Genomic DNA, 13,185 nt, shown 5'->3' on the forward strand with positions numbered 1-13,185 from the left:
CAACTGATTGATATGGCAGACCGAACCCTGAGAATTGCCACTCGCAAGAGCCCACTGGCCCTGTGGCAGGCCAACTTTGTGAAAGATCGGCTGGAAGCCCTCTATCCCGATCTGCAGGTCGAACTGGTGCCCATGAGCACCCAGGGTGACAAGATCCTGGATACCCCGCTGGCCAAGGTCGGCGGCAAGGGGCTGTTCGTCAAGGAGCTGGAGACTGCCATGCTGGAGGGACGTGCCGACATCGCCGTCCACTCCATGAAAGACGTGCCGGTGGAGTTCCCGGAAGGGCTCGGCCTGCACACCATCTGCGAGCGGGAAGATCCGCGCGATGCCTTCGTCTCCAACCGCTTCAAGCAGCTCGACGCGCTGCCGCAGGGCGCCGTGGTCGGCACCTCCAGCCTGCGCCGTCAGTGCCAGCTGCGGGCCGCCCGCCCGGACTTGGTGATCCGCGACCTGCGCGGCAACGTCAACACCCGCCTCGCCAAGCTGGATGCCGGTGAATACGACGCCATCATCCTCGCCGCCGCCGGCCTGATACGGCTGGAGATGGCAGACCGCATCACCGCCTTCATCGAGCCGGAGCAGAGCCTGCCCGCCAACGGTCAGGGCGCGGTCGGCATCGAGTGCCGTCAGGACGATCACGAGCTGCACGCCCTGCTGGCCCCGCTGGAACACGCCGAGACCCGGATCCGGGTGCTGACCGAGCGCGCCATGAACCGTGCCCTGCAAGGGGGCTGTCAGGTCCCCATCGGTGCCTATGCCCTGGTGCAGGGCGATGAAGTCTGGTTGCGCGGCCTGGTGGGCAGCCCGGATGGCCGTCAGGTGATCCGAGACGAGATCCGCGGCCCGCTGGCCGATGGCGAGGCGCTCGGCGACGCCCTGGCCCAGCGCCTGCTAGCCGCCGGTGCCGACGCCATCCTGGCCGAGGTCTACCGCCCATGAGCGCAGGCCGGGTCAGGCCACAACCGTTGAGCGCGGCCTGATGATCCCGCTGGTGGTGCGCCCGGCCAGGCAGGCCGACGAGCTGGTGCAGTTGCTGCGCCGGCACGGCCACAGCCCGCTCTGTTGCCCGCTGCTGGAGACCCGGCCGGGCGACGAGCTGTCCCGCCTGCCCGCCTTGCTGCCGACGGCGGACATCATCATCGCCGTCAGCGCCCATGCAATTCATTTTGCTCATCATTTTCTGTTGCAAACTGGTCTGACCTGGCCACATATTGAGTACTTTGCGGTCGGTCAGGCCAGCGCCGACGCCTTCGCCGAGGTGGGGGTCAAGGCGCAGAGTCCGCAGGATCCTCGCAGTGAGGGACTGCTGCTGCTGCCGGCCCTGCAAGCGATGACCGGCAAACGGGTGCTGATCCTGCGCGGCAACGGTGGCCGGGATCTCATCGCCCGGGAGCTGGCCTCACGCGGCGCACTGGTGCACTATTGTGCCACCTACGAGCGCCACTACCCCGAGCTCGACGGAAACGAATTGACTCGCCACTGGCAGACGGCCGGGCTCGACAGCCTGCTCATCACCAGTGGTGAACTGCTGCAACGGCTGCTGGAACTGGTGCCAAGCCAGCAGCAGCCCTGGCTTCATGACCGCCTGTTGGTGGTGCCCAGCCCCCGCGTGGCCGAACAGGCCGAGGCGGCTGGTTTTACCCGTATCGTGATTGCCCAAGGTGCATCCAACCAGGCCCTGACGGCCGCCCTGGAACTGAGGAAGATGGAATGACTGATCAGCAAGAAGTCCAGCCGAATGCCGCGGCCCCTGCCGCGCCGGCGCTCGAGCCCAAGAACGGCAAGCACCGCTCCGGTGCACTCCTCGGCGGCGTCGCCATCCTGCTGGCCCTCGGGCTGGCCGGTGGCCTCTATCTGCACGGGCACCAAAATGCCGTCGCCCAGCAGGCCGAGCTGAGTGCGCTCAAGCAGCAGTTGGCCGAGGTCATGGGCAAGCTGGATCAGAGCAACAGCAAGGATGCCCAGCAGCTGGCCGTGCTCGGCAAGAGCCAGCAACAGCTGCAGGAGGCGCTGGACGGGCTGCAGCATAGGGTGCTGGATCTCAACGACAAGCGGCCCAACGACTGGATGCTGGCCGAATCCGAATACCTGGTACGCATGGCGGGCCGCAAGCTGTGGCTCGAGCATGACCTCATCTCCGCCATCACCCTGCTCGGCAACGCCGACGAGCGGATCAAGGCGCTCAACGATCCCAGCCTGATGCCGATCCGCAAGGCGCTGGCGGAAGACATCGCCCAGCTCAAGGGCATGCCGCGGGTCGACCGCGAGGGGCTGACCCTGAAACTGGCCGCCCTCTCGGATCAGATCGAGCTGCTGCCCCTCTCCACCGTCAGCATGCCGGAAGCCAAGGCCGAGCCGGATCAGGCCGTCAGCACCAGCCCGGACGAATGGCAGAGCAACCTGAAGAAGAACTGGGTCAAGTTCACCGAGAACTTCATCACCATCCGCCGCCGCGATGGCGCCGTGGAGGCGCTGCTCTCCCCGCAGCAGGAGATCTTCCTGCGCGAGAACCTCAAGACCAAGCTGCTGCAAGCCCAGCTGGCGGTCTACCGCGAGCAGCAGGCGCTGTATGAAGACAGCCTGGACAAGGCCCAGCGCTGGCTGACCCAGTACTTCGACGTCGACAACAGCGCCACCCAATACATGCAGTCCGAGCTCGACAAGCTCAAAGGCGAGCAGATCCAGTTCGACTATCCGGATCAGTTCAAGACCCAGGCCATGCTGGAGCAGGTGCTGAACGAGCGCCTGCAACGCATCCTGGCCGGCAACTGAGGAGACGCCCATGATTCGTCTGATCCTGGTAGTGGCCGTGATGGTGGCGGGCCTGATGTTCGGCCCCGAAGCCTCCGGCAACAAGGGCTACGTGCTCATCTCCCTCGGCAACTACACGGTGGAGTCCTCGGTCACCAGTGCCGTGATCCTGGCGGTGCTGTTCTACGGCGCCCTGCTCGTGCTGGAGTGGCTGCTGAGCCGGGTGTTCGGCCTGCGCCGCAAGACGCAAGGCTGGTTTGGTTCCCGTCGCCGCCGCAAGGCCAACCTGCAGACGGTGAATGCGACCCTGGCCATGGCCGAGGGTCACTACAACCAGGCCGAGAAGCTGCTGATCAAGGGGGCCGACAACAGCGACACCCCGCTGCTCAACTACCTGAGTGCCGCCAGGGTGGCCCAGGCCCGGGGCGATGACGTGCGCCGGGATCACTACCTGCAGAAGGCGCAGGAGGAGAACCCCAAGGCCGAGCTGGCACTGACTCTGATCCAGACCCAGCTGCAGATAGAGCAGGGCCAATACGACAGCGCCCTCGGTCGGCTCGAGTCCGTCTACGCCCTCAATCCGCGCCACCCCATGGTGCTGGATCAGCTGCGCCAGGTGTATCTGGCCCGCCAGGACTGGGCGGCCCTGATCGACCTGGCCCCGGCCCTGCGCAAGGTGGGCAAGCTGACCCCCCAGCAGGAAGAAGATCTGCTGCATCAGGCCTGGACCGGTCGGCTCGAGGCCGCCGGCGAGGCGCTCGAGACCCTGCGCCCGGTCTGGCAGGCGCTGCCGCGCAAGCTGCGCCAGGACCCCGTGCTGCTGGCCAGCTACGGCGATCGCCTGCGCCAGCTCGGGGCCGACGGCGAGGCGGCCGAACTCTGGCTGGAGGCGCTGCGCAAGCAGCCGGCCCCCGAGCTGTTCGCCCGCCTGCCCAGGCTCAAGCTGGATGACTATCAACCCATGCTGACTCTGCTGCAAAAGCTGCAGGATCAGCCGGGTGCCGAAGCGGCGCTGGCCCAGGTCTATCTGCTGGCCGGCCAGCTGGACGAGGCCCAGCGTCTGCTGGAGCAGGAGGTCAAACGCGCCCCCAGCGCCGCTGTCTGCCACGCCCTCGGCCAGCTGATGGACAAGCGCCGCCTCACCAACAAGGCCAACGAATACTATCGTCAGGCGCTGGCACTGGCCGGGATCTGATCCCCTGCCCCCAGCACCAACGAAAAGAGGCCGCACAGTGCGGCCTCTTTCTTTGCTGACAAACCAGTACCAAACCAGCACTCAGGACGTCAGTCGCTCCAGCTCACCGATGAGCCAGACGGCCTCTTCCCGGTGCGAGCCGCACACGTCCTGCATGGGCCTGAAACCGCTGCACACCGCCGGCCGCTCGGGCTGGCCGAAGATCTTGCAGCCCAGCCTGGCATCCAGCTGGACACAGGCGACCCCGGCCGGTTTGCCCGACGGCATGCCGGGGATGGCACTGCTGATGCTGGGGGCGATGCAGCAGGCGCCACAACCTTGACGACATTCCATGTGATGCTTTCCTGTGCATGGCGAAGCAGTCTATCAAAGGGCCGGGATTCCCCTTAGCCTTATCCCTTCGCCCCCCTGAAATAGTGGCCGGCCCGCCGAGCGGGCAACAAAAAGCCCGACGGCAGAAGCAGTCGGGCTTTTCAATGACAGAGGCTCAGCGCACCCTCATCACAGGATGATGTCGCGCACCACGCTGTCTTTGCGATCCAGGAAGTGGATCGACTTGATGCGGCGGATGGTGCGTGACTTGCCGCGGATCAGCAGGGTCTCGGTGGTCGCCATGACGCCGTTGCTGGTGATGCCTTCCAGCAGATCACCCTTGGTGATGCCGGTCGCCGAGAAGATGACGTTGTCATTCTTGGCGAGATCTTCCAGCTTGAGCACCTTGTTCACGTCGATACCCAGCGCCTCGCAGCGGGCAATCTCCTGCTCGCCCAGGGCACGCACCTCGGGGCTGTCGCCCTTGACCTTGTGACGGGGCACCAGGCGCGCCTGCATGTCACCATCCAGCGCACGGATCACCGCCGCCGAGATGACCCCTTCCGGGGCGCCGCCGATGCCATACAGCATGTCGACTTCGCTGTCCGGCAGACAGGTGAGGATGGAGGCGGCCACGTCACCGTCGGGGATGGCGAACACCCGCACACCCAGTCCCTGCATCTCCTTGATCGCCTTGTCGTGGCGCGGCTTGGCCAGGGTGATCACGGTCAGGCGGGAGAGCGGCTTGCCGAGCGCCCTGGCCACGGCCTTGAGGTTCAGCTCGAGGGCCTGATCCAGGTCGATGGCGCCCTTGGCACCCGGACCCACGATCAGCTTCTCCATGTACATGTCGGGCGCCTTGAGGAAGGAACCCTTGTCGCCGACGGCCAGCACGGCCAGGGCATTGGACTGCCCCATGGCAGTCATGCGGGTACCCTCGATCGGATCGACCGCGATATCCACGGCATCCCCCAGACCAGTCCCGACCTTCTCGCCGATGTAGAGCATGGGGGCTTCATCGATCTCGCCCTCGCCGATCACAATCTCACCATCGATCTGGATCTGATTGAGGATATGGCGCATGGCCGCAACGGCCGCACCATCGGCGATATTCTTGTCACCACGTCCGAGCCACTTGTAGCCAGCCAGTGCAGCCGCTTCCGTCACTCGGGAAAACTCGATTGCCAGTTCACGTCTCATCGCATATCCAACCTTAGGAGCTCGAAAACGGGCGGCATTCTACCACAAGGGCAAACCTTTGCGCGCAAAAGTGGCGGATCGCCACATAAATCCCGGCGTTCACCGGACTGACACCAAACCGCCATCGGTTGTTCATGTTACGGTCACCCCGCTGTCATTTCCCCTGTCTAGCATGGCCCCGTCTTTGAAAACAGAAGCTTACAAACAAGGGATGATGATGAAAAAGCTGACAGTAGTAGCATTGGCACTCACCGCGGCCTTCCAGGCTCAAGCCGTCGAAGTCTATAAGAATGACTCCACCCTGCTCGATCTCTATGGCCGCATCTACGCCGGCCAGTTCTTCGGCGAGAAGAAAGAGCTGGACGCCAATGGCGACATCAAGAACGAATACAGCGACAAGCAGGGCGCCAACCAGTTCGTCCGCCTCGGTGCCAAGGTCGAGAGCGAGATCAACCCCGGTCTCAAGGCGCTGGCCCAGTATGAGCTGCAGATCTACATCAATGACAGCGAGAAGACCGTCAGCGAGAACTCCGACAACCTGCGCACCCGCCTGGCCTTCGCCGGGGTCGGCGCCGACTGGGGCAACGTCACCTTCGGCCGCCAGAAGGGCGCCCCCGGCCTGCTGGCCGACTGGACCGACGTCTCCCTCTCCGACGGCTACGGCAACGAGGCCCTCGGCGCCAAGACCGACACCTTCGCCACCAACCGTGCCGGCTCTGTGCTGAAATACTCCGGCCTGTTCAACGGCTTCCAGGTGGATACCAGCTACAAGTTCGATGGCGGTGACACCGAGGAGACCAGCAGCAAGGACAGCGACGCCGCCTACGGTGCCGCCGTTGCCTACACCTTCCCGTTCAACCTGGCGCTGGGTACCGCCTACAACGTCGGTATCCGTGACAAGAGCGGCGAAGAGGATGCCAAGCTGTGGCTGCTCTCCGCCAAGTACGACAACAAGGCCGTCTACGCCGCCCTGAGCTACGCCGACGGCAGCGACTTCCTGGCGACCGACAAGGATCACACCGGTTGGGAAGCGGCGCTCGGCTACAACTTCGAGAACGGCATCGGCCTGATGGCGCTGTGGAACAAGCAGAAGGTGGAAGAGGCAGGTCGGGACGACTACGACTCCATCGACTACTACACCCTGGGCGCCCAGTACAAGTTCAACAAGAACCTGCGGGTCATCGGCGAGTACCGGATCAACAACCTGGACAGCGATGACAGCGGCAAGCTGAACACCAAGGATGACTTCCAGCTGGCAGCCCGTTACGACTTCTAAGCGATACCTCAATAAAAACGGCGCGCAGACTCCTGCGCGCCGTTTTTATTTGGCCCATGACTGCCGGGCGCCGGTTACCTCAGCCGAGCGGTTTTTGCACCGACACCAGCAGCAGCATGGGGCGCTCGGCCTCCTCCGCCAGGGCCGGGTTGGCGGCGATCTGGGCGGCGCTCGGTCCCCACTCCTCCACCTGAGCAATCTGGAAGCCCGCGCCGATCAGGGCGTTGAGATAGCTGCCCAGGGTGCGGTGATACTTGATCACCCCGTCCGCCAGCCAGTTGCTGACCCGCTTGCCCTCGGCCTGATAGCCGTTGACGGGCCAGGAGCGGCGCCCCTCGTCATCCACCAGCCAACCCTGCGGCTGCGGGCAGGTAAAGATGGGATGCTCCACCGAGAACACCAGCCGGCCCCCCGCCACCAGCGCGCGATGGATCTCGGCAAACAGGGTTGCCACCTCGGGCAGGTAGTGCAGCGCCAGGGAGCTGTAGATCAGATCGAAGGGTTTGCCAGGCAGCTCGAGTCCGTTCAGATCCCCCTGCCAGTAGCAGATGGCCTCATCCCGGGTCAGCTCGGCGGCGCGGGCCAGCATCCTGGCGGAGAGATCGATCCCGAGCACCCCGGCGGCTCCCTGCTCTCGGGCCACCCGGCAGAACCAGCCATAGCCGCAGCCCAGATCCAGCACCCGCTTGCCTGCCAGCGGCGGCAACATGGCCTGCAGCGCCGGCCACTCTGGGGCTCCCGCCAGCCCCTGCCGGGAGCGTGGCAACTGGGCGTAACCCTCGAAAAACCCTTGATCGTCATAGATATTTTGTGACATTTCACACTTCCTCATTCGAATCGTATCAGCCTGCTAGCGGAGCGGATGTCCATGAGCATATCCTCGCCCCCGCCAGCACAGGCCAAAAAAAGCAGAGCACCCGGGCGGGCCTCTGCTCTGTTGCGAGCCCGCGCCATGGGGCGGGGCCAACAAAAAAGGCCATAGACATTGTCTATGGCCTGCTGTTTCACTCGTGCCAGCCAGGCTCGGGTCCTGACTCAATCAGGATCCGATGCGGCTGGCACGATGAATGGGTGGGAGGCTCAGGCCTCCCCAGGCTCCGGACAATGCCTCATCGTGCGCATCTGTTCGGAGTTCACTCGGGTCACACGTTGATCCGAGGCATAAAGCGTCATCTTGATCACCCGGCCAGGTCGGCCCATTGAAAAAGGATCGAAAAATCAGGCGTTACTCTAAGACTTGCCCGCCCCGATGACAAGCACGGCGGCCGAGGTCGGCCAGCGCCGACACCCTAGAGCGTCTTCTGCCAGAACAGGGCCCGCCCCACTTGCGGGCTGAGCTCGTAACCGGCGAAACCGCTGGCCCGGTAGGCGGCCTGCGCCACCTTGTTGCCCTCCAGCACCTCCAGGGTCAGCTTGCAGCAGCCAAGCTCGCGGGCGAGCCGCTCCACCTCGGCCAGCAACCGTTTGCCGAGGCCGCGCCCACGATGGTCCGGGTGCACCGCCAGATCGTGCAGATTGAGCAGCGGCCGGCAGGCGAAGGTCGAGAAGCCCTCGAAACAGGTCGCCACCCCGGCCGGCTGACCATCCACCCAGGCCAGCAGCACATGGGCATTGTCTCTGGCGGCCAGCGCCTGGGCCAGCCCGGCCTGTACCTCGGCGGAGAGCGCGCAGCCACCGCCCATCTCGTCCTTGGCGTATTCGTTGAGCAGCCAGACCAGGGCCTGGCCATGCTGCCGGTTGCCGAGGTCTGCCCTGATGATCTCTTCCATGTCTCGATTCCTGTTCCCGCTGGATGCTGCGCCCAAGGCGCCGAACCCCGATGGTAAACCAGCCCTTTGCCGACACCAAGACTCGCCCTCTCCACGGGATAGGCCAGAGCGGGTGCCGTCTGGCTGTGCCGGCAGCGATAGATAGGGATTATTTATATCTTTCCCTTGCCAGGGAAATGAAAATCAATATCATTAGCACCCTCTCGGCATGAGAGAACATAATAATTACAAATAAATCAATAAGTTCAGGCCGTCAGGCCGATTAGAAGAGTCACACGCAGATGCTTAACCCCACTCCCCCGCGCGCCCTGCTGGGCGTCGCCTTGCTGGCCCTCAGTGCCGGCACCCGCGCCGAAGATGAGACCATGACGGTCGTCGGCAAACGCAGCCAACACGCGGAAGTCGCCACCGCGACCCGCACCGCCACCCCCGCCAAGCTGGTGCCCCAGACCATAGACAGCGTGTCCGCCAGCGAGCTGACCGCCTACGGTCAACCCAGCCTGAGCGAGGCCCTGACCGGCATCCCCGGCGTCAACGCCAGCGGCGACACCCGCTTCGACAGCGTCAACATCCGTGGCTTCAACGCCAGCAACGACTTCTATCTCGACGGTCTGCGCGACGACATGCAGTACACCCGGGATCTCGGCAACATAGAGCGGGTCGAGGTGCTCAAGGGGCCGGCCGCCGTGCTCTACGGCCGTGGCAGCACGGGCGGCATCATCAACAGGATCAGCAAGACACCGCAGAGAGGGCAGGTCTCCAGCGTCACCGCCAGGGTCGGCAGCTTCGACAGCCAGCGGCTGGCGGCCGATCTCAACGCCGAGGCGGGTGAGCGGGTGCAACTGCGCCTCAACCTGGCCCAGGAGGACGCCGACAGCTTTCGCGATGGCGTGACCAGCCAGCGCACCCTGCTGGCCCCGGCCATCAACTGGGAGATCACCGACAGCCTGAACTGGCTGCTGCAGTACGAGCGCAACGGCAGCGATCGCACCCCGGATCGCGGCATTCCCGGGGTCAATGGCCGTCCGGCCGAGGTGCCCATCGAGAGCGTCTACAGCGACACCAGCCGGGACTTCATCGACGATCTGGCCCAGTCCACCCGCTCCCGCCTGACCTGGGATCTCAACGAACAGTGGCAACTGCGCCAGCAGCTCGGCTACACCAGCCTCGGCAGCCGGTTCGACAACACCTATGTCACCGGCGTGAAGGGGGATCAGGTGACCCGCGCCCGCTGGCAGCAGGATCTCAAGGCCAGCAGCCTGACCAGCAACACCGAGGCCGAGGGCCAGCTGCAGACCGGCCCCGTCGAGCATCGTCTGCTGCTCGGGCTGGAGCAGAACTGGCAGGAGCGCACCCCCAAGCTGTATCAGAACGCCAGCCCCATCCCGCCGGCAAATCTGTACGATCCTGGCTCCCTGCCCAGCTACGATGGCACCATGAAGCTCGCCAGCGACGCCAGCCACAAGGTGCGTGGCTACGGCCTCTATCTGCAGGATCAGCTCAGCCTGGGTGACTGGCACCTGCTCGGCGGCCTGCGCCGGGACGCATTCACCGTCACCAGCCGCCGCAACGATCTCGACAAGGAGGAGACCCTCTCGGTCACCAGCCTGAGCCCGCGCCTCGGCCTGGTGTGGAACCCCATCGAGGAGCACGCCTTCTACACCTCCTACAGCAAGACCTTCACCCCGGTGGGCGGGGAGCTGATCGGCATCACCCCGGGGGACAAGAACAACCAGCTGGATCCCCAGCACTCCCGGCTGTACGAGGGGGGCGTGAAGAGCGACTGGCTGGGCGGCCGGCTGGCCACCACCCTCTCTATCTACCGGCTGGAGATGTACAACAAGCGCAGCAAGGATCCGCTGGATCCCACCAAAGTGATCCTCACCGGCCTGCAGCGCACCGAGGGCATAGAGCTGAGCGCCCGCGCCCAGCTGACCGACGAGCTCTACCTGCACGGCGGCGTCGCCCTCCAGGACGCCGAACAGGTCAAGGCGGACGCGGATCTGCAGGGCAAGCGGCCGAGCAACGTCTCCCGCCAGAATGGCCAGCTGTTCGCCGGCTACCAGAGCAGCCAGCAGGGCTGGTTTGGCGAGACCGGGGTGACGGCGGTGGGGGATCGCTTCGCCGACAACGCCAACACCACTGTGCTGCCCGGCTACGCCCGCTTCGATGCCAGGGCCGGCTACCGCTGGCGGCAGTGGGATGCCCAGTTCAGCGTGGAGAACCTGACCGACCACCAGTACTACCTCAGCGCCACCAGCGCGGCCCAGATCATGCCGGGCAGCCCCCGTCAGCTGCATCTGACCGCCGCCTACCGCTTCTGATCCCTCCGTCATCACAGATGACCCTGGCCAGCCCGCGCTGGCCAGATTTTTATGACGCGCAAAACATGAAACAGAGAAGACTCCCCCTGCATAACAACAAGTGGGTACGCCGCATCCACGCCTGGGCAGGCTTTGCCACCCTGGCCCTGATGCTGCTCTACGGCCTCACCGGCCTCTGGCTGCAACACAGGGCCGTGCTGCCCCTGCCCGGGCCCCATACCGACAAGACCAGCGAAGATCTCGTGCTGACGGCGCCGCTGGCGAACCCCGAGGCGCTGACGGCGCTGCTGCGCCTTCGCTACCCAGACGCCGTCGAGGAGGCCAGGGTCGCCCTCACCCCGCCCCAGACCCTGCCCACCCCGAACGGTCCCCTCACCCTGCCTGCGCGCTGGGAGCTGCGGCAGGTGAGCCTGAGCCAGAGCCTGACCGCCGGCTACGTGGAAGGCACCCTGCTGGTGCGCATCGAGCGGCAGCAGGCCAACGCTGCCGCCAGCCTCAACCGGCTGCATCGCGGCATGGGCACGGGTCTGCCCTGGCAACTGCTGGGGGATCTCGCCGCCCTGGCGCTGCTGCTGCTCGCCCTCACCAGCCTGCTGATGTGGAACAAGCTGCACGGCCCGCCCGGGCGCGGCATGGCGCTGCTGGTGAGCGGGGCCATCGCCACCCTGCTGATCGCCCTGCTCTGAGGCTAGGCCTTAGGCCAGGCGGGATCCGGGTCGGCGCCGGGGTAACGCCCCCGTGGTCTAGGTAACAAAGGGTAACCGGCCAGCGACGGGGTCACAGTTGTCACCCCCTTGGCTGGCAGGGGTCAACCGTGGCTGTTAGGGTGCGGCCAGAATCCCAGACGCCAAGAGGTATCATGCGCATCTCCAGCATCGAGTGCGGGCGGGTCCTGGCCATAGTGGCCGTGATGACCATTCACATCTCCCCCTTCAGCAATCCGTTCGATCCCAGCCTGTGGGGCGATCCCTTCTCTCTCTGGCTGGGGGGCAGCATCAATCAGCTGTGCCGCTTCGCGGTGCCGCTGTTCTTCCTCTGCTCCGGCTATTTCCTGCAACCCAGGCTGGCCGCAGGCGATCCCATGGCGGTGGCGCTGCGCTACTGTCGCCCCCTGCTGGGACTCTGGCTGGGGTGGAGCCTCATCTATCTGCTGGTGCCCTTCAACCCGATCGCCGCCGTGCAGCAGGACTATCTGGCCAGCATGGCGGGCCAGTGGCAGATGCAGATTGGGGATCCGCTCAACGCCTGGTGGGTGGGCGGCATGATCCACCTCTGGTTCCTGCCCGCCCTGATGCTGGCGGTGCTGATCCTGGCGCTCTGCCAGCGCGTCGGCTTGCCCCAGCTGGCGCTGGTGGCAGGCGTGCTGCTCTATCTGCTGGCGCTGCTCGGCGGCTCCTACGGCAAGCCGCTGCTCGGCGGCGAGTGGCCGCTGCTGACCCGCAACGGGCCCTTCTTCTCGCTGCTGTTCGTGGCGCTCGGCGCCTACCTGAGGGCCAGTCGCTGGCGACCGACGGCCCGCCTGAGTGGCTGGCTGCTGGGGGCGGGGCTCGCGCTCTACGGGCTGGAAGTCTGGGGGCTGTGGCTGGCCGGGGTGGCGCTCAACCGCCATGACTTCCTGCTGGGATCCGTGCCCTGGGCCCTCGGCCTGTTCGGACTGCTGCTGGCGCGCCCCGACTGGGGCAAGGGCAGCTGGCTGGAGCGCCAGGCACCCAAGGTGCTGGGGCTCTATTGCCTGCACATGATGCTGGTGGTGTGGCTGATGGTGTTCGGCCCGCAAGGCAAGCTGGTGTGGTGGGAACTGCTCAAGGTGCCGGCGCTGATCGCCCTCTCCCTGCTCGCCTATCGGCTGCTGGCGGCGACACCGGCCAGCCGCTGGCTACTGCGGGCCCGCTGACCACAGGCTCATCGGTCGGGTCAGGGCGTCATCATAGGCGCCTCGACCCGCTTCGCGTCCCCCGTCAACTGCTCGGCATGGCTCAGGGCGAAGTCGTGCATCTGTTGCAACAAGGGGAGCAGGGCGGTGCCGAGCGGACTCAGGGCGTATTCCACCCTGGGCGGCACCTCGGGGTGCAGGGTGCGAGCGATGACCCCATCCGCCTCCAGCTCCTTGAGCTGGGCGGTGAGCACCTTCTGGCTGACCGCCGGCAGGCAACGGCGCAGATCGCCAAAACGCAGGGTCTGCTCACGCAGATGAAACAGGATGGCCGGCTTCCATTTACCGGTCAGCAGTCGCAGTACCTCGTAAGCGGGGCAAGGGGGTGGGTGCACGGGGTGCCTCGTGAGTGGTTACTTTGGGGTAACTATGCCACCAAAATGTGCCTTCTTGCAGCCAGGATGCCGGCTTCTTATGATGCG

The 13,185-nt window shown here is 65.4% G+C and carries 13 protein-coding genes; 8 read left to right on the forward strand and 5 right to left on the reverse strand.

What is annotated here, in order from left to right:
• Positions 1–12 precede the first annotated feature (12 nt).
• The 4 genes from hemC to AACW18_RS18185 are packed head-to-tail and all read left to right on the forward strand — an operon-like array spanning position 13 to position 3,949.
• Entirely contained in the window at positions 13–942 is a 930-nt protein-coding gene (gene hemC / locus AACW18_RS18170; protein ID WP_218389461.1) for a hydroxymethylbilane synthase, read from the forward strand.
• A gap of 40 nt (positions 943–982) precedes the next feature.
• The gene (locus tag AACW18_RS18175; protein ID WP_042651928.1) at positions 983–1,717 is read left to right on the forward strand and encodes a uroporphyrinogen-III synthase; all 735 of its coding nucleotides are present in this window, start codon (positions 983–985) and stop codon (positions 1,715–1,717) included.
• Positions 1,714–2,775, forward strand: coding sequence for a uroporphyrinogen-III C-methyltransferase (locus tag AACW18_RS18180; RefSeq protein WP_218389462.1), 1,062 nt, complete (start codon positions 1,714–1,716; stop codon positions 2,773–2,775). Before AACW18_RS18175 ends, AACW18_RS18180 begins: the two co-directional genes overlap by 4 nt.
• 10 nt (positions 2,776–2,785) lie before the next feature.
• A complete protein-coding gene (locus AACW18_RS18185) occupies positions 2,786–3,949 on the forward strand; it encodes a heme biosynthesis HemY N-terminal domain-containing protein (protein ID WP_218389463.1) in 1,164 nt (387 codons plus the stop codon).
• A gap of 81 nt (positions 3,950–4,030) precedes the next feature.
• Here the strand turns inward: AACW18_RS18185 and AACW18_RS18190 are convergent, their stop codons facing one another.
• Both AACW18_RS18190 and glpX read right to left on the reverse strand, forming a co-directional pair.
• Complete coding sequence (locus tag AACW18_RS18190) at positions 4,031–4,282, reverse strand: YkgJ family cysteine cluster protein (RefSeq protein WP_218389464.1); 252 nt, start codon at positions 4,280–4,282, stop codon at positions 4,031–4,033.
• Positions 4,283–4,450: 168 nt separating this feature from the next.
• A complete protein-coding gene (gene glpX / locus AACW18_RS18195; protein ID WP_042651924.1) occupies positions 4,451–5,461 on the reverse strand; it encodes a class II fructose-bisphosphatase in 1,011 nt (336 codons plus the stop codon).
• 217 nt (positions 5,462–5,678) lie between these two features.
• On the opposite strand from glpX, the gene AACW18_RS18200 reads away from it, so the two are divergent.
• A complete protein-coding gene (locus AACW18_RS18200; RefSeq protein ID WP_218291029.1) occupies positions 5,679–6,737 on the forward strand; it encodes a porin in 1,059 nt (352 codons plus the stop codon).
• A 79-nt stretch (positions 6,738–6,816) separates the two neighbouring features.
• Here AACW18_RS18200 and AACW18_RS18205 read toward each other — a convergent pair whose 3' ends face one another.
• Together AACW18_RS18205 and AACW18_RS18210 are read right to left on the reverse strand one after the other, a co-directional pair.
• Entirely contained in the window at positions 6,817–7,554 is a 738-nt protein-coding gene (locus AACW18_RS18205) for a class I SAM-dependent methyltransferase (RefSeq protein ID WP_218389465.1), read from the reverse strand.
• Between the two features lie 472 nt (positions 7,555–8,026).
• Entirely contained in the window at positions 8,027–8,506 is a 480-nt protein-coding gene (locus tag AACW18_RS18210) for a GNAT family N-acetyltransferase (protein WP_218389466.1), read from the reverse strand.
• Between the two features lie 281 nt (positions 8,507–8,787).
• Here AACW18_RS18210 and AACW18_RS18215 point away from each other — a divergent pair, with 281 nt between their 5' ends.
• The 3 genes from AACW18_RS18215 (at position 8,788) to AACW18_RS18225 (ending at position 12,724) form a co-directional block, all read left to right on the forward strand.
• The gene (locus AACW18_RS18215) at positions 8,788–10,830 is read left to right on the forward strand and encodes a TonB-dependent receptor (RefSeq protein WP_218389467.1); all 2,043 of its coding nucleotides are present in this window, start codon (positions 8,788–8,790) and stop codon (positions 10,828–10,830) included.
• A 17-nt stretch (positions 10,831–10,847) separates the two neighbouring features.
• Positions 10,848–11,516, forward strand: a complete 669-nt coding sequence (locus AACW18_RS18220; RefSeq protein ID WP_339381587.1) for a PepSY-associated TM helix domain-containing protein — start codon at positions 10,848–10,850, stop codon at positions 11,514–11,516.
• A 173-nt stretch (positions 11,517–11,689) separates the two neighbouring features.
• Complete coding sequence (locus tag AACW18_RS18225; protein WP_218389469.1) at positions 11,690–12,724, forward strand: acyltransferase; 1,035 nt, start codon at positions 11,690–11,692, stop codon at positions 12,722–12,724.
• A gap of 20 nt (positions 12,725–12,744) precedes the next feature.
• On the opposite strand, the gene AACW18_RS18230 is transcribed toward AACW18_RS18225, so the two are convergent.
• A complete protein-coding gene (locus AACW18_RS18230; RefSeq protein ID WP_218328719.1) occupies positions 12,745–13,098 on the reverse strand; it encodes a winged helix-turn-helix transcriptional regulator in 354 nt (117 codons plus the stop codon).
• Positions 13,099–13,185: the final 87 nt, after the last annotated feature.

It is taken from the genome of Aeromonas sp. sia0103 (assembly GCF_963895295.1).
In the GTDB taxonomy this organism is placed as follows: Bacteria; Pseudomonadota; Gammaproteobacteria; order Enterobacterales; family Aeromonadaceae; genus Aeromonas; species Aeromonas encheleia.